This window comes from Flavobacterium sp. 21.1 (assembly GCF_057801535.1).
This window is the reverse complement of the sequence record NZ_JBYNXA010000004.1, coordinates 510,216-535,939: the sequence shown is the minus strand read 5'-3', so window position 1 is coordinate 535,939 and position 25,724 is coordinate 510,216. Positions and strand designations below refer to the sequence as shown.

At 39.1% G+C, this 25,724-nt stretch carries 22 protein-coding genes; 13 read left to right on the top strand and 9 right to left on the bottom strand.

The window, feature by feature from the left end:
• The first annotated feature begins 29 nt into the window (after window positions 1–29).
• The 11 genes from AC3E9U_RS11825 to AC3E9U_RS11775 all read left to right on the top strand — a co-directional run bounded on the left by AC3E9U_RS11825 (window position 30) and on the right by AC3E9U_RS11775 (window position 14,666).
• Entirely contained in the window at window positions 30–1,571 is a 1,542-nt protein-coding gene (locus AC3E9U_RS11825) for a serine hydrolase (protein WP_488747110.1), read from the top strand.
• 101 nt (window positions 1,572–1,672) lie between these two features.
• Window positions 1,673–3,892, top strand: coding sequence for a RelA/SpoT family protein (locus AC3E9U_RS11820; RefSeq protein ID WP_488747109.1), 2,220 nt, complete (start codon window positions 1,673–1,675; stop codon window positions 3,890–3,892).
• Window positions 3,893–3,895: 3 nt separating this feature from the next.
• A complete protein-coding gene (locus AC3E9U_RS11815) occupies window positions 3,896–4,603 on the top strand; it encodes a hypothetical protein (RefSeq protein WP_488747108.1) in 708 nt (235 codons plus the stop codon).
• Between the two features lie 33 nt (window positions 4,604–4,636).
• The gene (locus AC3E9U_RS11810; protein ID WP_488747107.1) at window positions 4,637–5,077 is read left to right on the top strand and encodes a Fur family transcriptional regulator; all 441 of its coding nucleotides are present in this window, start codon (window positions 4,637–4,639) and stop codon (window positions 5,075–5,077) included.
• A gap of 58 nt (window positions 5,078–5,135) precedes the next feature.
• Entirely contained in the window at window positions 5,136–6,407 is a 1,272-nt protein-coding gene (locus AC3E9U_RS11805; protein ID WP_488747106.1) for an adenylosuccinate synthase, read from the top strand.
• A gap of 198 nt (window positions 6,408–6,605) precedes the next feature.
• Entirely contained in the window at window positions 6,606–8,261 is a 1,656-nt protein-coding gene (locus tag AC3E9U_RS11800) for an OstA-like protein (protein ID WP_488747105.1), read from the top strand.
• 49 nt (window positions 8,262–8,310) lie between these two features.
• Window positions 8,311–9,498, top strand: coding sequence for an aspartate aminotransferase family protein (locus AC3E9U_RS11795; protein WP_488747104.1), 1,188 nt, complete (start codon window positions 8,311–8,313; stop codon window positions 9,496–9,498).
• 136 nt (window positions 9,499–9,634) lie between these two features.
• Window positions 9,635–11,038, top strand: a complete 1,404-nt coding sequence (locus tag AC3E9U_RS11790; RefSeq protein ID WP_488747103.1) for a tetratricopeptide repeat protein — start codon at window positions 9,635–9,637, stop codon at window positions 11,036–11,038.
• Between the two features lie 83 nt (window positions 11,039–11,121).
• A complete protein-coding gene (locus AC3E9U_RS11785) occupies window positions 11,122–11,886 on the top strand; it encodes a shikimate dehydrogenase family protein (RefSeq protein WP_488747102.1) in 765 nt (254 codons plus the stop codon).
• A 292-nt stretch (window positions 11,887–12,178) separates the two neighbouring features.
• Complete coding sequence (locus AC3E9U_RS11780) at window positions 12,179–14,077, top strand: DUF349 domain-containing protein (RefSeq protein ID WP_488747101.1); 1,899 nt, start codon at window positions 12,179–12,181, stop codon at window positions 14,075–14,077.
• A gap of 82 nt (window positions 14,078–14,159) precedes the next feature.
• Complete coding sequence (locus AC3E9U_RS11775) at window positions 14,160–14,666, top strand: OsmC family protein (RefSeq protein ID WP_488747100.1); 507 nt, start codon at window positions 14,160–14,162, stop codon at window positions 14,664–14,666.
• Between the two features lie 4 nt (window positions 14,667–14,670).
• Here the strand turns inward: AC3E9U_RS11775 and AC3E9U_RS11770 are convergent, their stop codons facing one another.
• From AC3E9U_RS11770 to def, 5 genes are all read right to left on the bottom strand, one after another.
• Window positions 14,671–15,807 carry a hypothetical protein gene (locus AC3E9U_RS11770; protein ID WP_488747099.1) on the bottom strand — a complete coding sequence of 379 codons (1,137 nt, stop codon included), beginning with the start codon at window positions 15,805–15,807 and terminating at the stop codon, window positions 14,671–14,673.
• Between the two features lie 10 nt (window positions 15,808–15,817).
• Window positions 15,818–16,135 (bottom strand): antibiotic biosynthesis monooxygenase family protein, encoded by a 318-nt coding sequence (locus AC3E9U_RS11765; RefSeq protein WP_488747098.1) that lies wholly within the window; start codon window positions 16,133–16,135, stop codon window positions 15,818–15,820.
• A 178-nt stretch (window positions 16,136–16,313) separates the two neighbouring features.
• Window positions 16,314–17,087 carry a nucleoside triphosphate pyrophosphohydrolase gene (gene mazG / locus AC3E9U_RS11760; protein WP_488747097.1) on the bottom strand — a complete coding sequence of 258 codons (774 nt, stop codon included), beginning with the start codon at window positions 17,085–17,087 and terminating at the stop codon, window positions 16,314–16,316.
• A 75-nt stretch (window positions 17,088–17,162) separates the two neighbouring features.
• Entirely contained in the window at window positions 17,163–17,585 is a 423-nt protein-coding gene (locus tag AC3E9U_RS11755; RefSeq protein WP_488747096.1) for a DUF5606 family protein, read from the bottom strand.
• 66 nt (window positions 17,586–17,651) lie between these two features.
• Window positions 17,652–18,239: a peptide deformylase gene (gene def / locus AC3E9U_RS11750; protein ID WP_488747095.1), complete on the bottom strand. Its 588-nt coding sequence runs from the start codon at window positions 18,237–18,239 to the stop codon at window positions 17,652–17,654.
• Window positions 18,240–18,395: 156 nt separating this feature from the next.
• On the opposite strand from def, the gene AC3E9U_RS11745 reads away from it, so the two are divergent.
• Window positions 18,396–20,612 carry an FUSC family protein gene (locus tag AC3E9U_RS11745; RefSeq protein WP_488747094.1) on the top strand — a complete coding sequence of 739 codons (2,217 nt, stop codon included), beginning with the start codon at window positions 18,396–18,398 and terminating at the stop codon, window positions 20,610–20,612.
• 46 nt (window positions 20,613–20,658) lie between these two features.
• Here AC3E9U_RS11745 and AC3E9U_RS11740 read toward each other — a convergent pair whose 3' ends face one another.
• The 3 genes from AC3E9U_RS11740 to AC3E9U_RS11730 all read right to left on the bottom strand — a co-directional run bounded on the left by AC3E9U_RS11740 (window position 20,659) and on the right by AC3E9U_RS11730 (window position 23,823).
• Window positions 20,659–22,158: a malate:quinone oxidoreductase gene (locus AC3E9U_RS11740; RefSeq protein ID WP_488747093.1), complete on the bottom strand. Its 1,500-nt coding sequence runs from the start codon at window positions 22,156–22,158 to the stop codon at window positions 20,659–20,661.
• Between the two features lie 104 nt (window positions 22,159–22,262).
• Window positions 22,263–22,679 carry a Holliday junction resolvase RuvX gene (gene ruvX, locus AC3E9U_RS11735; RefSeq protein WP_488747092.1) on the bottom strand — a complete coding sequence of 139 codons (417 nt, stop codon included), beginning with the start codon at window positions 22,677–22,679 and terminating at the stop codon, window positions 22,263–22,265.
• A 406-nt stretch (window positions 22,680–23,085) separates the two neighbouring features.
• Entirely contained in the window at window positions 23,086–23,823 is a 738-nt protein-coding gene (locus AC3E9U_RS11730; RefSeq protein ID WP_488747091.1) for a class I SAM-dependent methyltransferase, read from the bottom strand.
• A gap of 207 nt (window positions 23,824–24,030) precedes the next feature.
• On the opposite strand from AC3E9U_RS11730, the gene AC3E9U_RS11725 reads away from it, so the two are divergent.
• Window positions 24,031–24,846, top strand: coding sequence for a 2,3,4,5-tetrahydropyridine-2,6-dicarboxylate N-succinyltransferase (locus tag AC3E9U_RS11725; protein ID WP_488747090.1), 816 nt, complete (start codon window positions 24,031–24,033; stop codon window positions 24,844–24,846).
• Window positions 24,847–24,926: 80 nt separating this feature from the next.
• Here AC3E9U_RS11725 and AC3E9U_RS11720 read toward each other — a convergent pair whose 3' ends face one another.
• Window positions 24,927–25,685, bottom strand: a complete 759-nt coding sequence (locus AC3E9U_RS11720) for a lipopolysaccharide kinase InaA family protein (RefSeq protein WP_488747089.1) — start codon at window positions 25,683–25,685, stop codon at window positions 24,927–24,929.
• Window positions 25,686–25,724: the final 39 nt, after the last annotated feature.

The following is a 25,724-nucleotide window of genomic DNA, read 5'->3' as shown; positions in this document are numbered from 1 at the left end:
AAAATACAGAAATTTAAAAAAATCAGGATATGAAATATAAAGTATCATTAGTAGCGCTTTTCATTGGTTTTAGCATGTCGGCGCAAATGGCTGCACCGCAAGTGGATGAACTGGTGGAAAAAGCCATGAAAACCTTCAATGTTCCGGGAATTGCCATTGCCATCGTTAAAGACGGAAAAGTGGTTCATTCCAAAGGATACGGAGTGCGTTCCATCATCACCAAACAAAAAGTGGATGAAAATACCCTTTTCGGAATCGCGTCAAACAGTAAAGCCTTCACTGCGGCGGCATTAGCCATTTTAGTAGATGAAAAAAAACTTAATTGGGACGATAAGGTAATTAAGTACATTCCCGATTTCAAAATGTACAATGACTATGTGACCAACGAATTCACCATTCGCGATTTGCTGACACACCGAAGCGGACTAGGCATGGGCGCCGGTGATCTAATGCTTTGGCCGGAAGGAAGTGATTTCACGACAAATGACATCATCCACAATTTACGCTATCTGAAACCGGTATCCGGCTTTAGAACCAAATTCGATTATGATAATTTACTGTATATAGTGGCCGGAGAAGTCATTCACAAAGCGTCGGGTAAATCCTGGGTTGAATTTGTGGAAAGCCGTATTATGCTTCCACTTCAGATGGAAAAAAGTAAAGGAACCTGGTCAAGAATTCCGGACACTACCAATGTTGTTACGCCTCACGTACCTTTAAAAGGAAAATTGGGAATTACAAAACAAAGCAAAAACAGCATTATGGATCCTGCCGGAGGAATATTCTCTTCTGTTTCCGAGATGAGCAAATGGGTATTAATGCAGTTAAACAAAGGGAAATACGGACCTGACAATAAAATCTTGTTCAGTGAAGCGCAACAGAATGAAATGTGGGCACCACAGACGATAATTCCAACAAATACAAATCCGCCTTACAATACGCATTTCAGTGCTTACGGATTAGGCTGGTTTCTGAGTGACGTAAAAGGTTATAAACAAATTTCCCATACCGGAGGTCTTGAAGGAATGGTTACGCAGGTAACTTTAGTCCCGGAGTTGAACTTAGGCATCATAGTACTTACCAATCAACAGGCGGGAGCCGCATTTTCTGCGATCACCAACACGATCAAAAATACTTATATGGGTATCCCTCCTATTGATTATGTGGAAATGTATGGCAAGCGAAATACTGAAATGACGGGCAAAGCAGATAAATCTGTAGAGGAAGTCTGGACAACTGTCACAAACAATAAAAACAGTCAAAAAACTAAGCTCGAAAAAATCGTTGGAACTTATGCAGATAATTGGTTAGGAGAAATCAGCATCCACGAGAAAAAAGGAAAATACTATTTCATTTCAAAACGTTCCCCGAATTTATCCGGAGAGGTTTTCTTTTACAAAGACAATACATTTGCGGTAAAATGGTTCAACCGCAATATGGAAGCCGATGCGTTTATAACGATCACATCAGATACAACCGGAAAAGCTGTTAATCTGAAAATGAAACCTATTTCGGAAATGACGGATTTTAGTTATGATTTTCAGGATTTGGATATAAATAGAGTTAAATAACACAAAGCGCTCCCAAAAAGAGCGCTTTTTTTTGTTTAAAACCTTAATCTGTTTGCAAACTTCATTTCTTTAGCTTATTTTTAGGTACTTAATGAATAACCATGACAGAGATCGATTTAGAAGCTGAAAACAAAGCCATTGCGAAAGAATATAAAGAACTGCTCCGCATAAGTTACCAAACCCTTTCCGAAGAAGATAAAAAACTGATTCGAAAAGCTTTTGATGTGGCTGTCGACGCACATAAAGACCAACGCCGAAAATCGGGTGAGGCTTATATTTTTCACCCTATCGCCGTTGCTAAAATCGTTGCCAATGAAATCGGTTTGGGCGCTACGGCTATTGCGGCCGCACTGATGCATGATGTGGTGGAAGATACCGACATTACGGTGGAAGACATAGAACGCATGTTTAATCCGAAAATCGCGCGTATTGTTGATGGCCTTACCAAAATGGCGAAGGTAAAAACCGATCAGGAAATCTCTGTACAGGCGGAAAACTTCCGTAAAATGCTGTTGACGCTTAATGACGATGTCCGCGTAATTCTAATCAAAATCGCGGATCGTCTGCACAACATGCAAACCATGGAAAGCATGGTGGATTACAAGCAGGCGAAAATCGCATCTGAAACCTTATACATTTATGCTCCTCTTGCCCACCGTTTGGGGCTTTATAACATCAAAACACAGCTTGAAGATTTAGGTTTAAAATACACAGAACCGGTTGTTTACAATGACATTGTAAGCAAAATGAAGGAAAGTAAAGAAGAACAACAGGCTTATATCAAATCGATTGCCGATGTTCTTAAAAGCTCTTTGGATGAAGAAGGTATCGAATATACCATGAAAGGCCGTCCGAAATCGGTCTATTCCATCCGACGCAAAATGGTGGCGCAAAATGTTACGTTTGATGAAGTGTATGATAAATTCGCTTTGCGCATCATCTACAAGTCAAATCCACACGACGAAAAATTCCTTGCGTGGAAGATCTATTCGATTGTGACCGATCATTACCGTCCGAGTCCGAGCCGTTTGCGCGACTGGATCTCTTCACCGAAATCAACAGGATATGAAGCTTTGCACATTACTGTAATGGGTCCGAAAGGCCGTTGGGTTGAAATTCAGGTGCGAAGTGAGCGTATGGATGAAATCGCTGAAAAAGGATACGCTGCGCATTACAAATACAAGCAAGGAGCGACGGAAGAAAACAGTCTCGATGTCTGGTTGAACCAGCTAAAAGAAGCGCTGGAAAATTCAGAAAGCAATGCTGTCGACTTTGTGGAAGATTTCAAATTGAATCTGTACGCCAAGGAAATTTATGTCTTTACGCCAAAAGGTGAGATCAAATCATTGCCTAAAGGAGCCACATCTTTGGATTTTGCGTTCAGCATCCACTCTGAAATAGGTGTAAAAACAAGAGGAACAAGGGTTAACGGAAAACTGGTTCCGCTTAATCATGTTTTGAACAGCGGTGACCAGGTCGAAATCATCACATCACCGAACCAGAAACCAACAGCGAACTGGCTGGATTATGTAACTACGTCCCGCGCGAAAAACAAAATCAGAAACGTACTTAACGAGAGTACCAAGAAAATAGCTGAAGACGGAAAAGAAATCCTTACCCGAAAATTACGCCATCTTAAAGTTACCCTTAACGAGCAAACCGTTAACGAATTGGTAAACTTTTTCAAACTGCAAACCAGTCTGGATCTGTTCTATCGTGCTGGGCTTGGCACCATCGACAACCAACAGTTAAAAGATTATGCCGCGCAGAAAAGCAATACTTTGGTCAATTTCTTCAAGAAAACCATCAAACGCTCTCCTTCTGCACATCCGGAGCACATCCATAAAGAAGAAATCAGCAAACACTATGATTTGTTGGTTTTTGGCGCAGAACAGGACAAACTCGACTATAAACTATCCACTTGCTGCAATCCGATTCCGGGGGATGATGTGTTCGGATTTGTAACCATTAGTGAGGGGATTAAAGTACACCGCAAGAACTGCCCGAACGCCATCAGCATGCAGTCTAATTTTGCGTATCGCATCATTCAGGCCAAATGGATCGATTCGTCTCAGGAAGAATTCAAGGCATCACTGAAAATCACCGGAATGGATACGCTTGGATTAACCAATGAACTTACCAAAGTAATCTCGAATCAGATGAACGTAAACATCCAGAGCATTTCTTTGAGTGGGGAAGCCGGACTTTTCAATGGGCAGGTAACAGTTATCGTACAGAACAATGTCATCCTGAAAAAACTTATTGAGAATATCAAGAAAATTGACGGGGTTGATAAAGTGATCCGAGTGAACAATATATAATTCATGAGTAAGAAAAGTATTTCACTGTTGATTCTGTTGCTTATTGGTACAATTGCATGGGCACAAAGTCGGAAGGCTAATTATCATTTAGACCCTTTTGGAAAAAAACTAGATTTGTATTTTGTAAATTTATCCGAGAAATATCCGGACAATTCCATGGCTTTCAGAATAACTCCCGACAGTGGAAGGGTTTACCAATTCAATGCCCCGCGATACAGCACTTACAAAATCACTTATTCCGATTTTAAAACAAAAGCAGAAGAGCTGACTGGAAAGACATTCTCAGACTCAACAATTTTTATTATTCAGTACAACTACAAAGACGATGCTTGTTCAGATTGGTTCTCAAATAAAATGAGCAGCGGGTTCGTAAACAAACGAAAAGAGTATTACGATACTCAGAAAAGTTTTATCGAAAAAAACTATAAGAATTCGGTCTTATTAATCTTATTTGAAAAAGACATAACGCTTTCAAACAAACCAAGCTCAAACAAAGAATATTTTTATTCGGACAAGAATAATTTTTTCAGAAAAACCATTTTTAAAGATCCGACGGTATGTGGGTCACACGGCATAATAAAACCAGACGGATTTGTATTAATTCATAACGGTGAGTATCGAGCCGATTGGATGGCGGCACATGTCAAACCTGAAATTTGGAATTCATTTTTTGATTCCGAACAAATTAATCTTTCACCTCCCAAAAAATAACCGTATCTTTGCCGGTCTTTCATAGAAAACCTAATGGAAAATAATAAGAATCAGGAAATTGTAAAAACCGTATTCACGAAATACCTTGAAGAAAAAGGGCACCGCAAAACGCCGGAACGCTATGCTATCCTTCAGGAAATTTACGAAAATCAGGATCATTTTGACATCGAATCTTTGTATATCAAAATGAAAAACAAGAACTATCGTGTAAGTCGTGCCACACTTTACAATACAATCGAATTGTTATTGGAATGCGGTTTGGTAAGACGTCATCAGTTTGGTCAGAATCAGGCGCATTATGAAAAATCCTACTTCGACAAACAGCATGACCACATTATTATGAGCGACACGGGAGAAGTAATCGAATTTTGTGACCCGCGAATCCAAACGATAAAACAAACCATCGAGGAAATTTTCGGCATTAGCATACACAATCATTCGCTTTATTTTTACGCGACAAAAAAACAGGAATAGTAACGACAACACCGGTTGTCTGACAAAATAAACAACAACTAAAACAATAAACAATACAATGACAGTAGATTTACTGCTAGGCTTACAGTGGGGCGACGAAGGTAAAGGAAAAATCGTAGATGTACTTACTTCAAAGTACGATATCATTGCTCGTTTTCAGGGTGGACCTAACGCCGGACACACTTTAGAATTTGACGGAATCAAACACGTTTTAAGAACTATTCCTTCCGGGATTTTTCACAAAACGGCAGTTAACATCATCGGTAACGGTGTGGTTATTGATCCGGTGGTTTTCCAGAAAGAATTGGAAGGTCTTGAAAAATTCAATATGGATGTCAAATCAAAATTATTGATTTCAAGAAAAGCGCATTTGATTTTACCAACACACCGTTTACTGGACGCTGCTTCGGAAGCTTCTAAAGGTAAAGCAAAAATCGGTTCTACATTAAAAGGAATTGGCCCAACATACATGGACAAAACCGGTAGAAACGGTCTGCGTGTGGGAGATATCGAATTAGCGGATTTCAAAGACCGTTACCGTGCTTTAGCCGACAAACATGAAGCGATGATCTCGTTTTATGATGTTGACATGCAGTACAACTTACAGGAAATGGAAACAGAATTCTTTGAAGCTGTGGAAGTTTTAAAAACATTGCAATTCATCGATAGTGAAGAATATTTAAACAAAGCCATGAAGGATGGAAAATCGATCCTTGCTGAAGGAGCTCAGGGTTCATTGTTAGATATCGATTTCGGAACATATCCGTTCGTAACTTCTTCAAACACTACTGCTGCAGGAGCCTGTACAGGTTTAGGAATTGCTCCTAACAAAGTGAAAGAAGTATTCGGAATTTTCAAAGCCTATACAACCCGTGTTGGTAGCGGACCTTTCCCAACAGAATTATTCGACGAAGACGGACAGACCATGGCCAAAGTTGGTAACGAATTTGGAGCCGTAACAGGTCGTCCAAGACGTTGCGGATGGTTGGATTTGGTAGCTTTGAAATATGCAGTTCAGGTAAACGGAGTTACTCAGTTGTTCATGATGAAAGGTGATGTACTATCAGGCTTCGACACCTTGAGAGTATGTACAGGTTACAAATACAAAGGAGAAGTTATCAGTCACTTACCTTACAACATTGAAGAAGAAAATGTTACGCCGATTTTTGTAGAGAAAAAAGGATGGCAGGCTGATTTAACTGGTATGACAAAATATGACGAATTACCGGTGGAATTAAAAGAATACATCGAATTCATCGAAAAAGAAGTGGAAGTGCCGATCAAAGTGGTTTCTGTCGGACCAGACAGAACACAGACAATTCTAAAATAATATGACAGACGCCTTCTTCGGAAGGCGTTTTTTTTTTTACAGGAACAGTTTAAAGCACCACAAGTTTCCTCCTTATTATGCTTCCGCAACATCTTGACTCTTACTTCTTATCTCTTTCCATCCTCTTCAAACACAAATAATTCTTAATACAAATTAGCTTTAACAGATTTTACTTAAATTTGGGCAAAATTCCGGAAATTGAAAAAACATATTCTATTCATATTAAGCACCCTTTTTATTGGACTTACTTCAGTAGCACAGGATAAAAAAATAATCAAAATCGTGCATTCTGATTTCATCGACATGGATCAGACCGAAATCCCCGGCGCCATTCTGTTTACAGGAAACGTTCAGGTGGAGCATGACGGCGTGATCATCAACTGCAATAAAGCATATCACTTTAAAGACGAAAACTACGTAAAAGCCTTTGGAAATGTACGTTTGAATCAGGGTGATACGATTTCCATGACCAGTAAATATGCTGAGTACAACGGTAACCAGAAGTTTGCTTTTGCGACCGGTGATGTGGTGTTACGTTCTCCGGAATCTACATTAACAACAGATACCATTAACTTCGACAGAACTATACAACAGGCCTATTACAACACGTACGGAACAATCATCAACAAGGACAACACTTTACGAAGTAAATCAGGACGATACTTCCTTAACGAGAAAAAATATCAGTTCAAAACAGCGGTAACGGTTACCAATCCGGAATGTGTGATCAAAACGAACCATCTGGATTTTTATGATAATTCGGGACACGCTTATGTTTTCGGTCCGTCAACAATTACCAGTAAAGAGAATGTAATCTATACGGAAAATGGGTTTTATGACACCAAAAACCACACCTCCAATCTTTCAAAAAATTCAACAATCACCTATAAGAACCGGAAAATAAAAGGGGACAAAATCTATTACGATCGAAAGCGGGAATTCTCGACGGCGACCAACAACGTAAAGATCACAGACAGTATCAACAGAATGATCGTCAAGGGGCATTACGCCGAAATGTACAAAAACAAAGATTCCATGTTTATTACCAAAAAAGCGCTGGTATCTTCTTTTGTAGAGAACGATTCTGTGTACATCCATGCTAAACGAATATTGGTTACCGGGAAGCCGGGAGAACGCATCGTCCGTGGATTTAACAACGCCCGTATTTACAAATCCGATATGAGCGGAAAATGTGATTCAATTCACTCCGATCAGCAAAAAGGATTGACACAGCTAATCGGCAGACCCATTTTATGGAGCCAGAAAAGCCAATTGACGGGTGACATAATGCATTTTATCGGAAACAACAAAACCGAGAAACTGGATTCCCTAAAAGTAATGAATAACGCATTTATCATTCAGAAAGATACTATTGGCGGCGGTTACAACCAGGTAAAAGGAATGAACCTTTACGGCAAATTCCGTAACAACAAGCTGTATGAAGTGGACATGGTAAAGAATGCCGAGATGATTTACTATATGTACAATGACAAAAATGAATTGGTCGGTATTGACAAAGCCGTATGCAGTAGCATTCATTTGGAACTCGAAGATAACAGGATTCAGACCGTAACCAAATTCGTAAATCCCGAGGGTCAAATCCATCCTGAAAAAGACTTACCGGAAAACGCCCGAAAACTGAGAGGATTTGTTTGGCGCGGTGATGAGGAAATAAAAAAACTGGAGGACATCTTCCCTCAAGAGGAAAAAGACTTAGGTGAAAAAATAGCCGTAGAAAGCAAGAAAGAACTATTAAAAGCAGAGGAACCCATGGAGGTCAAGAAGGAAACTTTAGAATATGGAAAACCACCAAAAAAGGTAGCTCCTTCAGCCAAAAAGAAGAAAAAGAAATAGTTTTCAGTTTTCCGAATTATCAATTACCAAATCTGCGAATACTTTAATAATGTTAAAAGATTTCTACAAATACCAGGCACAGACTTCCCCCTATCCGTTGGGAATGGAAGTTTCACACGCCAAAGGATCCTATATATACGACACTAACGGAAAAGCTTATTTGGACTTCGTTGCCGGTGTTTCAGCCTGCACGCTAGGACACCAGCATCCCAGAGTTCGTGAAGCAATTGTCGACCAACTCGACAAATATGCCCACGTGATGGTGTATGGAGAATACGCACAAGATCCGTCAGTGGAATTATGCAGATTATTAGCTGAAAACACGCCGGATCCATTAGATAAAGTATACCTGGTAAATTCAGGAACAGAAGCAACGGAAGGCGCCTTAAAACTTGCCCGTCGTGTTACCGGGAGAAGTCAGTTGATTTCCTGTTTTAATGCATATCACGGAAACACCATGGGTTCGATGAGTGTCATGGGATTCGAAGAACGCAAGCAGATCTTTCGACCGTTGATACCGGATGTGGATTTCATCACCTTCAACAATGAAGAAGATTTACTAAAAATCACGGAAAAAACAGCAGGAATCATTCTGGAAACCATTCAAGGCGGTGCAGGATTTATTCAGCCACAAAATGATTTTCTTAAAAAAGTCCGCCAGCGCTGCAACGAAGTGGGCGCATTAATGATCCTGGACGAGATTCAGCCCGGATTTGGCCGTACCGGAAAACTGTTCGGTTTTGAAAATTACGGTATCGTTCCGGATGTTGTTGTTATGGGTAAAGGAATGGGCGGTGGCATGCCGGTCGGTGCTTTTATGGCCAAATCGGAGTACATGGACTTGCTGAGCCATGATCCGAAATTGGGCCATATAACCACTTTTGGAGGCCATCCCGTAATCGCCGCCGCATGTCTGGCAACATTAAAAGAGCTTCTTGAAACGGATTTAATGCCTCAAACCTTGGAAAAAGAGCAAATAATTCGTAAATTACTGGTACATCCGCTGATTAAGGAAGTTCGTGGTGAGGGATTGATGCTGGCAGCAATGACAGAAAGTCCTGAAATCACCAACAAAGTAATCTTCAAATGTCAGGATAAAGGACTGATTTTATTCTGGTTACTGTTTGAAGGGTGCGCTATCCGTATAACTCCACCCCTAACCCTATCCAATGAAGAGATAGAAGAAGGTTGTGGCATCATTCTTGAAGCTATGAATGAAGTGATGGCCGAATTATAAATGAAGGAGACAATAACTAAAGACGGAGAGCCATAATCAATTGTTAATAATATTGTTTACAACATAAAGACGTTCATCCCTAAAAGGCTTAAAACCTTTAGTAATTTTAATAAGGATAATTTTAAACAAGTGGAGTATGTATTTGAGTAACGAGGAAGAGGACAATAGTTTATCCTTATCAAAGTTTGAATCAATGTTGAAAACCAACAAGGTATTCTTCTTTGACTCTGAAGAGTTTGAAGACATAATTCTTCACTATCTCGACACGGGCAGGATAAACTTAGCCAAAAAGGCTTTAAAATTAGGCTTAGAACAACACCCCAAATCAAGCGGTTTGAAGTTGGTTCAAGTAGAACTATTAATATTTGAGGACAAGCTCGACATAGCTGAAAAAATGCTGAACGAGTTGTATGCTCTCGAACCTACCAACGAAGAAATCTATATTCAGAAGGCGAATATTCATTCCAAAAGAGATGAACACGAGAAAGCCGTTGAATTACTGAAATATGCCCTGAAATATACCGACGATTATGCTGATGTATATAACTTAATCGGGATGGAGTATTTATTCATGGACGAATTGGAATTGGCAAAAGAAAACTTCATCAAATGTCTGGAAGAAGATCTTGAAGATCACTCTGCTTTATACAATGTTGTATATTGCTTCGACTTCCTGGACCAACACAATGAAGCCATCTTGTTCTTAAACAGTTTCATCGACAGAAACCCTTACAGCGAAGTAGCCTGGCATCAGCTTGGACGCCAGTATTACACCATAAAAGATTATGATCAGTCGATTCGTGCTTTTGATTATGCAACGCTGATTGACGAGAACTTCTTAGGCGCTTACCTTGAAAAAGCAAAAGCCTTTGAAAAACTGAAAAAATATCAGGAAGCCATTGATTGTTATACGGTCACGATGGAATTGGATGATGCGACATCATTCGCGTTATTGCGTGTAGGAAAATGCCATGAAAAATTAGGCAATACCGAACTGGCACTGCAATTCTATCAGAAAACCGTGCATGAAGACCCGTTGTTGGACAAGGCATGGATTGCGATAACCGACTTTTACCTTCGTCAGAAAAACAATCAGAAAGCCTTATATTATGTAAACAAAGCTTTAGGAATCGACAACGAGAACAAATTATACTGGAAACGTTACGCGATCATCAACAAAGCACTCCATTTCTTTGAAGAAGCTGAATACGGTTTCCGAAAAGCAGTGGAATACGGTGATTATGAATTGGACACATGGTTGTTCTGGGCAGACATTTTACAATTCCTGGGCGAATTTGACAGCGCGGTACAAACCTTACTGAAAGCTTCTGAATTCTTCCCTGAAGATTACGAAATCGAATACCGTTTAGCCGGTTTGTATTTCATGATTCATGATGATACCAAAGGAAAATTCCACCTTGCCAACGGATTACGACTGAATTTTGAAAACAGAACCGTATTAGAAGATTTATTCCCGGTAATCTGGAACCGAAGAATTGTACAGAATGCCGTTGACAAACATAAAAAAGCAGACGAATAGTAAACCAAATACCACATTTTACTATTAACTTTACGGTCAGTTAGCTATAAACTAACTGACCGTTTTTTTTAATAGAAACCGAGATGGAATCAAAAAAAGAAAAAAAACCGAAAAAGAAGCAATTTGGATTGATTGGAAAGAACATCAGTTATTCGTTTTCCAAAAAATACTTCACGGAGAAATTTGAAAAAATCAATTTCAAGCATTATTCGTATACCAATTTTGATATTGCTTCCATTGACGAATTCCCACGACTCATAGAAGAAACTAAAAATCTGAAAGGACTGAATGTTACCATTCCGTATAAAGAAGTGGTGATTCCGTTTTTAACCTCGTTATCTAAAAATGCAGAAATAATTGGAGCTGTCAACGTAATTAAAATTTCAAAGAACGGAAATTTAAAAGGACATAACTCTGATTTCTACGGATTCAAAAAAGCACTGAAACCACTTCTCAAAAAAAGACACAAAAGAGCGCTGATCCTAGGAACTGGCGGAGCAAGCAAAGCCATAGCCTATGCTTTGAGAAAGCTACATATCGATTACGATTTTGTATCCAGAACTCCGACAGAATATGAGTTTTCCTATGCAGAACTGACCAAGGAACTTTTCAGTGAATATCAGATCATCATCAATACAACTCCGGTAGGTACTTTTCCGAGTATCGATGATTGTCCGCCTCTTGATTATTCTTTATTTACCAAAGACCACATCGCTTTCGATTTGATTTACAATCCGGAAGAAACCAAATTTTTACGCCTGGCAAAAGAAAATGGCGCAGTAACCAAAAACGGTTATGACATGCTGGTTTTTCAGGCAGAAAAAGCATGGGAGATCTGGAACCGGTAAACCAAAAAACCAAAGTGTACTGATAATCATACCCAAATCTTAATAGCCCCGATTGAGCCGGTATCCTTTTATGAAACGGATTACCGATCCTCCTTTTATAAAAAGATTTAGGTGAAAGCGGTAAAATGGATTCCGATAGTTATCGGGACAAAAAATACTAACACATTCGCTCCCATTTCTAACATTTACATTTAAACAGAAAAATCTGTTTATTTAACCGGTTTTCCTTTGAATTATCGGCCTGCTTTAGTATCTTTCGGCTCAATTATGTTAAACTTAAGCATTAGTTACAATGTTAGAAGAAAAGAATGATAACCTGCCAGAGGCAGAAGGACAGGAGCAAATTACACAAGAGGAAACAGCTCAACCGACAAATCAATCAGCCATAGAAGCTATTGAGAGTTCAAATGCGGAAGAAAGCGAAGACGAAAGTATCAGCGAAGGGCATGATATCCCGATGCTGAACTACGAAGCCATGTCGATGGAAGAGCTTACCTCAGAACTACAGAAACTGGTTACCAACGAGAAATTACTTTCGATCCGCAATCACGTGGAAGAAATCAAAAAGGAATTCCAGGTAAAATACCATCATTTCATTGATGAGAAACGCGACGAGTACAGCCATGAAAACAATGGTGACACCAGCGGATTCGAATACCATTTCCCACTGAAGCATAAATTCGATTCAATATACAATCAGTACAGAGATCAGAAAAACCAGCACTTCAAGCAGATTCAAAACAGTCTGAAACACAATTTAGACATTCGTGTAGCGATTATTGAAGAGCTGAAAAACGTGATCGACAATTCCGGCGAAAACATGCAGGACATGTTGAAAACCGTAAATGAATTACGTGACCGATGGAAAAATGCCGGACCGATTCCGCGTGACAAATACAACCACGTTTGGAACAATTTCCATTTCCATATTGAGCGTTTTTACGATCATCTGCACTTAGACCGCGAAGCACGTGATTTGGATTTCAAACACAACTACGATTTGAAATCAAAGATCATTACACGTGTGGAAGAATTGGTTAATGAGGAAGATGTACCAAAAGCTTTCCGCGAATTGCAATCATTACACAAGATTTGGAAAGAAGAGATCGGACCTGTATCACGCGAACACCGTGAAGAATTATGGAATCGTTTCAGCGAACTGACCAAACAGCTTCATGACAAACGCGAGGCAATTTTTGCAAAAGCCCGTGAAATCGAAGTTGAAAATCTGGCTAAGAAAAAAGAAATCATTGCCCAGATTGAAGAAATCGCCAACGAGAAAATAACTGCTCACAGTGCTTGGCAAGGCCAAATCGAAAAAATTGAAGCATTACGTGCTGCGTTTATGAAAGCCGGAAAAGTGCCTTTGGAAGTAAATGAGGAAACTTGGGCAAGCTTTAAAGAGGCGGTTCGCAATTTCAATGCACAAAAAAACACCTTCTACAAAGACATTAAAAAAGACCAACAGGACAACCTGAATAAAAAAATGGCTTTGGTGGAAAAAGCAAAATCATTACAGGAAAGTGAGGATTTCAGCGCTACAACACCAATCATGAAACAAATTCAGGAAGAATGGAAGAAAATCGGTCACGTACCGAAAAAATACTCCGACAGTGTCTGGAAAGATTTCAAAGATGCCTGTAATCATTACTTTGACAGAATGCACGAAAAGCGCAACGAAGCAAGTAATGAAGAAGTGGAAGCGTTCGATAAGAAAAAAAATTATTTGGAAAGTTTGAAAGATTTCCAATTGATCGGCGAACACAAAACCGATCTGGATGCGATTAAAAAACACATCGAAACCTGGAAATCATTTGGCAAAGTTCCGCATGCGAGACGTCATATCGAAGGGAAATTCAATAAGATATTAGACGCATTGTTCGACAAATTGAGCTTATCCAAGAAAGATGCTGAAATGGCTAAATTCAGCAACCGTTTAGAGCAACTTTCCGGCAATGAAGACACAAGACAGCTTCAAAACGAACAGATCTTCATTATGCGTAAGATTGACGAAATGCAGAGCGAAATCATCCAGTTGGAAAACAACATTCAGTTTATCTCCAGCGGTAAAAATTCGAAAGCCGAGAATCCTTTTGTGAAAGAAGTGCAGAAAAGCATTGACCGTCACAAAGAGGAATTAAAAACCTGGAAAGAGAAACTAAAACAGATCCGAAGTCTGAAACAAGAATAGTTACCACCAAAAACCGCAATTTGAACAATCAGATTGCGGTTTTTTTGTACCCTTAAAGAACAATTCTGAAAATTCGATGTGTATGACCAGAGACGAACTTAAACAGCTTCAAAATCCGCTAAAAGAAAAATACGTCAGCGATGCTTCTTCTGCTTTAATTACCTTAAAAGCAGAGGGAAATCTTGGTGAAAATGTTTCGTGCAAAATCGAAACCGGAAAAAGAATATCGGAAGCAGGTCTCCATCCCGCAACAGGCGGAACCGGATTACAATTGTGCTCCGGCGACATGCTATTGGAAGCTCTTGTGGCCTGCGCAGGTGTTACCCTCAGCGCGGTTGCAACCTCCCTGGAAATCAATCTTACGGAAGGCGTTGTAAAGGCTGAAGGAGACTTGGATTTCAGAGGAACGCTCGGTGTTTCAAAAGAGGCCCCTGTCGGTTTCAAACAAATCCGTCTGATTTTCGAAATCAAAACAAATGAAAGTGACGAAAAAATACAGGCATTATTAAAATTGACCGAACGTTATTGTGTGGTTTATCAAACCTTGATCAACAGCATTAAGGTGGATTCCACAATCATCAATCTGTAAATTTCTATTTGCGCACGTAATCCCAAGTGGCCATAAATTTACGGGTTACGATGGTCGGCTCCGAAACTATTTTTTTGCCATATTTTGGTGTGATCTGCAAATCAGTATACGTTTCTTCTTTAAACTTCTTATGTTCGATTATTGCAGAAACCTTCACATTTACATCGATTGGCTGAACGTAATTATCGTTTTTCATCATTACGAAATAACGCCCCTGAAGCATATTGTTTTCCGTGAATTTTTTGAATGTTGCTACTCCTTTTCCGAAATCGAATGACTTAATTGGTTTCTCCTCTAAGAACAGTTTTTTATTTTCTTCGTTCACCAACGCATATTCCACATCCTCGCCATTGGAAGGCAAAGCCAGATTAGTAATCGCACCGGCCGCAATTCCGCCCAACGGAGTTGAAAAATAAGTCGCCACACCCTGTACAGCACCGACAATCATTTTTCTGTTTTGCTGCCAATAGTCATTACTTTCCTTACCTACTCCAATCCAATATGCCCACGCGATCACTTTTTTGGTTTCGTTTTCGGAAACCGCATTTTTTGGTAAAGAGAAGTACACCGATGAAGTATTTGAACCCAAAGTAGTTTTTGCATCGATACGTTGCGTCTTATCCAAAACCAGTTCTTCGTATTTTTTTTCGTAAGTCACCGCTGTCCGTGTCTTCTGAACCTGTAAAGTATCATAGCCCTGAATAACATCTTTAGTCAATGAATTCCAAATCGTATCCTGTTCGGTAACCCATTTCACAGCAGTATTGAAATTAGAAGCCGCATCGCCCGGAGGAATGCGCTGAATCAACACTTCAACAGTTACAGCCTCCGCGTTGTCGTTCTTAAATTTGAATTGGTAAGGCGATTTGTGGATCACCACAATTTCTTCTTTCTTGACTTTTTTGGTATCCAATATTTTAAATTTCGTATTGTCCGGATATTCCGCTACCGAAACCTCGCTTAATCTGTTTCCGTCTTCTGTTGAAAATGTAAAAACAATTCTGTCGCCTTCGGTAAAACCAAAAAATAATTCTTCGGTGGAATTCGGTTTAACTTTCAGCGTCTGTTCGGTTACTTTAACTGCTTTTTGAGCTACTACCGCATTGGTTACCAACAGTATTAAAAGGGCAATATTTTTCATTCTTTATATATTATTTTGTAAAATCATAATCGCGTTCTACTCTGGCGATGCGCACTTTAAAGGTCTTATACCAATCTGTTCTGCCTTTTTCACGTGCCATAGCGTGTTCGGTATTCATTTTCCAGTTTTTGATAGATTCCAGATCGCTCCAATAAGAAACCGTAATTCCGATTTCGTTTCTGGCGGATTCGATTCCCAAAAAACCGGGCTGTTCACTGGCCAATTCCACCATTCGGTCTGCCGTTTCATTATAGCCGCTTTCCGTTTCCGATCGTTCGGAAGTAAAAATCACTGCATAATATGGTGCTTCCGGAGTATTTGCTATCATCTTTGATTATTGTCTATAAACTTAATTATTCTAAAAAATTCTGAAACAAGTTCAGAATGGCGAATGATCCGACCCTGTTTTTTCCCTTTCCCCTCCTGCTTCCTGATTTCTGCATCTGCTTTCTGCCATCTGTTTTCTGCCATCTGCCTTCTGCTTACTGAACACTGCCCACTGAACGCTAAATCCTTTTCGCTTCTTCCCAGAACACATCCATTTCGGCCAAAGTCATATCTGACAGTGGTTTACCTATTTCATTCGCTTTGCTTTCCAGATATTGAAAACGTTTGATAAACTTCTTATTTGTGCGCTCCAAGGCATCCTCGGGGTTTACATTCAAAAATCGTGCATAATTTATCATCGAGAACAAAACATCACCAAATTCCGATTCTATTTTATCCTGATTGGCACTTTCCACCTCATGCTGCAGCTCACCCAGTTCCTCCTGTACTTTTTCCCACACCTGATGCGGTTCTTCCCAATCGAAACCAACGCCTTTCACTTTATCCTGAATACGGCTTGCCTTTACTAAGGCAGGTAAACTTTTGGGCACACCTTCCAAAACCGATTTCTTTCCTTCTTTCAGTTTCAGTTTTTCCCAATTTTGCTTTACCTGCTCTTCGTTTTCAACCACAACATCACCGTAAATATGCGGATGGCGGTCAATCAGTTTATCACAAATGGAATTCGCCACATCGGCTATATCAAAAGCTTGCTTTTCACTTCCGATTTTCGAATAAAAAACAATATGCAGCAACACATCCCCCAACTCTTTTTTGATTTCATCCAAATCATTATCCAGAATGGCATCTCCTAATTCGTAGACTTCTTCGATGGTTAAATGACGTAGACTTTCAAGCGTTTGCTTTTTATCCCACGGACATTTTTCGCGTAAATCGTCCATGATATCCAGTAAGCGACCAAAAGCGTCTAATTGTTGCTGACGTGTGTTCATTGCTTTAGAATTTGTGTAAAAATAACAAATCCTGCCCAACAAGGACAGGATTTATTTTCAGTATCTTCTCAGGAATTATTCTTCCGTTTTTTCTGTTTCAGCCGGAGCAGGAACTTCTTTGGAAATCATTCCTTTTGCCTGAAGCATGTTGTACCAGCTCAATACTTTTTTAATATCAGAAGCATATACTCTGTCCTCATCGTATTCCGGTAAAATTTCTCTGAAGTAAGCCGCTAATTTAACATTGTCTTCTTTGTGCGACATTGCAGGTCCGTTATCTTCTTTTTCAGCAATTCTTCTGAAAACTTCTGATAAACGTACTTCTTCATTATAGGTATAAATGGAAATTTCAGATAACAAACTTACGTTGCTACGCATTCCAACAGTGATTTTTTTACCATCAATCAATGATTCGGCAACAAATCCTGTTCTTGTTTGTAATTTTAGATCGTACAATCCCGGTTTACCTGAAATCGATAAAATTCTTTCTATGCTCATTGTGTTATTGTGTGTATTATTTTATAAGGATGACAAATATCTAATCTTTACAGCGAAAAACAAAAATTATCTGCCTTTTTTGGCAACAAATTTCATTTTATAATCCGGACGGGTTTTCCCTTCCATGATGTTCTGTAACTTCTTAGATATTAAACGTTTTTTAAGTGAAGATATTCTGTCCGTAAACAAAATTCCTTCAATATGATCATATTCGTGCTGGATTACACGGGCAATCAAACCGTCATATACTTCTGTTTTCTTATTAAAATCTTCGTCGTAATATTCAATGGTGATCTGCTCGTGGCGGAAAACGTCTTCGCGAACTTCCGGAATACTTAAACAACCTTCGTTGAATCCCCACTCTTCACCATCTTCTTTAAGGATCTTAGCATTGATGAAGGTTTTTTTGAATCCTTTCAATTGTTCGGCTTCTTCTTTTGACATGTCCTCGCTATCACTGAAAGGCTCACAGTCAACAATAAAAAGACGAATAGCCAAACCTACCTGTGGTGCTGCCAATCCAACGCCGTAAGCATTGTACATTGTTTCATACATATTGGCAATGGTTTCTTTAAGATTCGGATAATCTTTAGAAATTTCCTCGCCCATTTTGCGAAGCACCGGATCGCCATATCCTATAATTGGTAAAATCATTTTTCGAAACTTAGTTATATCGCAAAAATAATCAAAAAAGAGAGAATTAGGCAGTCTTTCAATGCTTTTGGCTTTTTTTAAACATAATATGTGAAATGATTCTTAAATTTATAGTTGCTTTTCCTACAACAGCTATATTTATAGTACTTAAACAGAATGATTCAAAAAATTAGAAAACATACAGACAACACCAACTTTGCAAATGCACTCAAAACGACAATTGCATGTGTGCTCCCTGTAATTATTCTATCTCATTTTGATCATTTCAAGGAAGGTTTTGCCATCGCAATCGGAGCATTGTTGGTCTTTCCCAGCGATGTACCCGGAAGTCTGAGCCATAAGGTAAAAGGTATTTTAATTTCCATTTTCTTAATCACCAGCACGACTTTATTGCTGAGTTCTATTCAGAACCATCCGATTATTGTCTATCCGATACTGCTGGTTTTAGTGTTCTTTTTTTCGATGATTTCCGTCTACGGACACAGAGCCAACATGATTTCCTTCGTATGTCTGATTACAATCACGCTCTCTTTCAGTCATTCGTACAAAGGCCGGGAACTTTTTGAACATGGATTATACATTCTCATTGGAGGACTTTTCTACTTATTTATCTCGTTGCTTTTTCATTTTCTGCGCCCGCATCGCTATCTGGAGCTGCGAATTGCGGATTGTTTACAACTGACATCAAAATACCTGAAACTTCGCGGCGATTTGTGGAGCACGGATGCCAACATCACGGAAATAACCGAAAAACAACTTGAAATTCAGGTAGAAATCAATACGATCCACGAAAACATCAGGGAGTTTTTATTTCGGAATACCATCAACTCAAGCAACTCCAATGAAAACCGGAAAATGCTGATTGTTTTTACAAATCTGGTGGAAATCCTGGAAATCGCACTTTCATTTTCATTCAACCATCACGAATTGCACGAACGTTTTGACAACCATCCCGTAACACTTCAAACGTATCAAAGACTGGCTTACGATATTGCGGCAACATTGCGAAAGCTATCTCACAGTCTTAAAACCGATGCAAAATACACTCCGGAGCATTCTCTGCTTCAGGATTTGGAAAAACTTCACGAGATCATTGAAACATACAGAACTGAAATCGGAACCACAGCATCATCGGAAGGTCTTATGATGCTTAAAAACATGCAGCACTATGCCGAAAAACAGGTAGAGAAAATCAAAATCATCGAAAAAGCATTGACCGGATATCTGAATCTGGATGAATTCAAGCGAAAACACAGTGAAATTGAAAAATTCCTGACCCCGCAGAATTACCGTCTTCGCGTATTGGCGGAGAACTTCAGTTTTTCATCTACTACTTTCAGACATTCTTTGCGTTTATCGTTAACGATTCTAGCCGGTTTCATCATTGGAAAACTGCTTCCGCTTCAAAACGGATATTGGATATTACTGACTATTGTCGTGATAATGCGTCCTGGTTATGGCTTGACCAAACAACGTTCCTATCAACGAATTTTCGGGACCATCCTTGGAGGAATCATTGCCTTTACGATCCTGTATTTTGTCAAAAACAATCCTATTTTAGGAACATTATCTGTAATTGCAATGATTTTGGGATTCACCTATTCTCAGATCAATTACAAAATCGGCGCTACGTTTGTCACGATTTATGTCATTCTCATTTTCGGAATGCTTACGCCTAATGTTACCGAATTGGTACAGTACCGAATTCTCGACACGCTGTTTGGTGCTGCTTTGTCCTTTTTAGCCAATTATTTCCTCTGGCCTTCATGGGAATTTCTAAATCTCAACAGTTACCTCGAAAAATCGATTGCGGCCAACCGAAATTACCTGGCAGAAATCACGCTTTTTTATAACCGAAAAGGAGAAACGACCACCGACTACAAATTATCACGAAAGCACGCGTTTATCGAAATCGGGAACCTGATGGCGTCCTTCCAAAGAATGAAACAGGAACCGAAATCGAAACAGAAAAACCTGGTCAAAATCTACAAACTAGTGGTATTGAATCATTCCCTGCTTTCGTCTTCGGCATCCTTAGGAACATATGTACAGTTACACAAAACCACGGAAGCTTCCAAAGCTTTCAATATTGTCACCGATACCATTATCCGAAATCTGAATCTGGCCATAGAAATCCTTAATGGAAACCGTAGCGTATCATCGCTTACAATAGAGGAAAAAGAACGATTGGACCTAAGCTTTTTGGAATTGAAAAACATACGCATTGAAGAGTTAAAAAACATCGATATCGATGAACGAGCATTGCAATTAAAAATGGAAGAAGCACAACTTGTGATCGATCAGCTGATCTGGCTGATCAATTTATCGGAAAACTTATTGAAAGCTGCAGAAAACCTCAATAAAGAAGAATAAAAAAACGCACCGGATAAGTGCGTTTTCAATTACTATATGTTTCAGACTAAACTAAAGTCTTTAATTTCAGTATTGTTCCTGTTTTATGACGAAGTTCGTCTGCCAATTGCGGATTGTCATTTAATTTCAAACCGTAAGAAGGAATCATTTCTTTCATTTTAGCCTGCCACTCCGGCGAAGCTAATTCCTCTTTATAGCAACGTCCGATTAGGTCAATCATGATTGACACTGCAGTTGAAGCTCCGGGAGACGCTCCTAACAGAACTGCCAAAGAACCATCAGCGGCATTCACTACTTCGGTACCGAATTCCAAAATCCCTTTGCCATTTTTATCTTTTTTGATCACCTGAACGCGCTGACCCGCATTTTCAAGTACCCAGTCTTCTTTTTTAGCTTCCGGCAAATATTCTCTCAACGCTTTCATACGATCTTCCGAAGATTGGAAAACCTGCTCGATAAGATACTTCGTTAACGGAATATTGCTGATTCCCGCACCAATCATCGGTTTGATATTATCCAACTGAATGGATTTTGCCAAATCAAGGTAAGAACCGTTCTTTAAGAACTTGGTAGAAAATCCAGCATATGGGCCAAATAACAATGCTTTTTTACCGTCAATCATTCGGGTATCGATGTGCGGAACCGACATAGGTGGTGCACCAACCGCTGCTTTTCCGTATACTTTCGCTTGATGTTTTGCAATCAGTTCTTCGTTGGTACATTTCAACCACTGACCACTTACCGGGAAACCACCGAATCCTTCTCCTTCAGGGATATTTGCTTTTTCCAGCAATAATAAAGAACCTCCTCCAGCACCGATGAAAACAAATTTCGCTTTTACGCGTTTTTTTGCGCCCGACCCAAGATCGTTAACTCGTACTCTCCAGGTATCATCACTGTACCTTCTTAATTTGCGGACTTCATGATTAAAATGCAATTCCACACCTTCCAACGTTTCAAGATATCTGAAAATGCTACGGGTTAATTCCCCGAAGTTCACATCAGTTCCGAAACGCATTGAAGTGGCAGCCAATTTTTTAGCTCCTTTACGGCCTTGCATAATCAGTGGAGCCCATTCTTTTATCTTCTCCGCATCTTCAGTGTATTCCATATCTTTAAAAAGGTGGAATTCCTGCAAAGCATCGTAGCGTTTTTTAAGGTATTTTGTATTTTTTTCACCCCAGACAAAACTCATATGAGGGATGCTTTTTATAAAATTTTCCGGATTTTTCAACAACCCTTTTTCAACTAAATACGACCAAAACTGACGGGAAACCTCAAAGGCCTCAACAATTTTAACGGCTTTTGAAGTGTCAATTGAACCATCTGCCTTTTCAGGAGTGTAATTCAATTCACAAAAAGCAGCATGACCGGTACCTGCATTGTTCCATGCATCGGAACTTTCGGCAGCGGCGATATCTAAACGTTCAAAAATTTCGATTTTTAAATTTGGCTGAAGTTCTTTCAGCAGTAATCCCAAAGTGGCACTCATAATTCCGGCGCCAATTAAAACTACATCTGCTTCTGATTTGTGTGTTGTTGTCATTGCAAAATTTTAAAATGCAAATTTACGGCTTACGATGCAAAATTTATCTTAATTTTCAACGGTTTACAGAGGCAGAATCATTTTTAGGAAATTATAACTAAAAGTTAAAACATTTTTCGGGATAGATAATCCTGAAGCATAATCGTTGCCGAAATCTCATCAATCAACGCTTTATTTTGACGTTGTTTCTTTTTGAGTCCGCTGTCGATCATAGTTTGAAAGGCCATTTTGGAAGTAAAACGTTCGTCAACGCGCTCCAAAGCCATTTCCGGAAAAGTAGCTCTGAATTTTTCCACAAATACTTCGATAACCGGCGCACTTTCAGAGGGTTGCCCATTCATTTGCTTCGGATCACCGATAAGTACCTTGGTAACGTTTTCTTTTTTAAAATAATCAGTTAAAAAAGCTATTACCGTTTCGGAAGGAATCGTGGTTAATCCGGAACCAATAATCTGCAGATCATCGGTAACGGCAATTCCGGTTCGTTTCTGACCGTAGTCTATGGCAAGGATTCTAGGCATTCTATTTTTTTTACAAATTTACCAATATATCCCAAATAAAACCTTTCCCAGAAGACTATAAACAAAAAATGGAGAAATACATCTCCATTTTTCGACCGCAAACGCAGCGTTCTTAACAGCCTGAAAATAAAAAAAATTATCGTTTAATCAATTTGAGTCTTATACTTTTAGCGTCGATACTTCCAGTTTTCACAAAATCTACATTATTTCCTTACCTCTACTTCTATGTGCGAGCAAGGCAACATCAACGTTTAGTTTTGCTAAGTTAACAATTCTCAATAAAACCTACACACAAACAATAACAATGTCACAAATTATCATAAAAAATTAAATTATTGCAAAAAACAACACTAGTAAAAAAGAATATAACAATTACAAATATTAATAGTTTTATACTTCCCTTATATTAACTGATTATCCCAACCCGGAGAAACATTGGAAAAAACACCTTCTTATCACCTTTTTCCCAGGAAATTTTCAGTTCTTCCCTTATAATATCGATGGGATTTTCGTTGTTGTTGGCTTTTTTGTAATTCGTTGTGGCCGACCAGGTTTCAAGATACCCAATAAGCTGTTCGAATGTCCAGATATAAGGCTGGCTAAACTTTTTATTTACCACTTGTTTCAACGGAAAAGGAATCGTTTGGTATTCTTCGTCAAGATATTTTCGCTCGGAATCCCAATACGGACCTACAATTTCATTATACAACCGGCCTAAAATTTCATCAGAATCTTCATTAGTGGAAAAAAATCCATAACCCAATACGGCAAAAACACCATCCGGTTTTAAAACACGGTAAATTTCCTTGTAAAAAACATCAAAATCAAACCAATGTATAGCTTGAGCAACCGTAATCAAATCAAATTGATCATCTTTAAAATCGGTTTGTTCTGCAGGCATTTTTTTATAGATAATATTTTCAGCCTGTTGCGCCTGAGCCAATTGGTTCTCACTGATATCCGTACCATAAACCGTTTGAAAAAAAGCTGAGAGTTTGACTGCGACCTGACCGTTTCCGGTACCTATATCCAACGCCGAATCCTTATTCTTCACCAATGAAATAATTTCCTGAATCATTTCTTCCGGGTAATTCGGACGAAATTGAGAATAACCTTTTGAAACACCTGAAAAATAATCTTTCATACCGTTTGTTTTTTCTCCAATTTACGACATTTTGACAAGACTCAAAAACTAAAACAGTTTCCTTTTAGGCCCTTCCCGATTGCTATCGCGACATCCATTCCAACTATCAAAATTAAAATTTAACAATCGGTTTTGGGCTTGTGAGATTCAGATTTCCATTTCAGACTTTTACGTAAATGCCTTATCTTTGCATCAAAATCAATTTATATGAACAACTTACAACCAATAATAGAGCAAGCATGGGAAAACCGCGCTTTATTACAGGAAGAAAGCACGATTAAAGCTATTCGTGAGGTAATCGAATTACTGGATTCAGGAAAATTACGTGTTGCAGAACCGATTGAAGGTGGCTGGCAGGTTAACGAATGGGTAAAGAAAGCGGTAGTAATGTATTTCCCTATCCAAAAAATGGAAACTTGGGAAGCAGGTATTTTCGAATATCATGACAAAATGTTACTGAAACGCGGTTATGCAGAAAAAGGTATCCGTGTGGTTCCTAACGCAGTAGCACGTTACGGTTCGTATATTTCAAGCGGCGTAATTTTGATGCCAAGTTATGTAAACATCGGTGCTTATGTTGATGAAGGCACTATGGTTGACACATGGGCTACAGTAGGAAGTTGTGCTCAAATTGGTAAAAACGTACACTTAAGCGGTGGTGTTGGAATTGGTGGTGTATTGGAACCGTTACAGGCAGCTCCTGTTATTATTGAAGATGGTGCGTTCATCGGTTCGCGTTGTATTGTAGTGGAAGGTGTTCGCGTAGAAACCGAAGCGGTTTTAGGAGCGAATGTTTGCTTAACAGCATCAACCAAAATTATCGACGTTACAGGTGATGAGCCGGTTGAAATGAAAGGTATTGTTCCGGCGCGTTCGGTAGTAATCCCCGGAAGCTACACTAAGAAATTTGCTGCCGGTGAATATCAGGTTCCATGTGCTTTGATCATCGGAAAACGCAAACCTTCAACGGATTTAAAAACATCATTGAACAATGCGTTACGCGAATATGACGTAGCGGTTTAATCAGTCTTCAGGCAGCAGATTGCAGAAAGCAGAAGTACAGAATAAAAAAAGTTCCAAATATTAATTTGGAACTTTTTTATTTATTTACGTTTAAGCTTGCGTTTCACCCATTTCTTTTTGGTGATTTTTCGCTTAAAATCACGAGTTTTTTCAAGAAGAATTGCATACAGTTTTTCTTCTGACATTTGGGTTAACTGGGCATATTTTTTAGCGATTACCCTAACCATGGTTTTGGACAGCCACATCTTTTTGAAATTGTCCATCCGGGCTTCGGTTGACATCGGTTCGAATTTCATTCGGTTCAAATCAATAAGATAGAACCCGTATTCGCCTGCTCCTTTTTTCACAATCAAAGTATTTCCCGGAGAATGATCAAGGAAATTCACATTCGCTTCATGCATTTTAAAAGTAAACTCAGCGAATTGCTCCAAAATGACATTACGTTCCGGAAACAACGGATCATGGATTAATTCACGAATGGTGAAATCATAATCGATTTGGTGACTTACATAATAACTGTCACCTAATAATCCCAATGCATTTCGTTCTTCCACATAAGCAATCGGGAAAGGCGTCGGAACGCCGTGTTTCAGTAAGTAATTTGCATAATCATAAGATCGTTTGGCTTTCGTACTTCTGAAAAAGGAATAAATGACCGATTTAATAAACCCGGGCTTTTTAAAATATTTGATATTTACCTTCTCTCCGCCCAAAATATTTGATTTTATGGTGTTGCGGGAACCTTTTACAATTAGGTCGCCTTCCTCAAAAAAAGCCGTAACCAATTGAAGTATAGTTTCTTCCTGCGCCGCGTAGTTGGAATGAATGGTAATTCTCACTGAGGTAAATAATATTTTGGTTTAAAAGTATAAAAAATA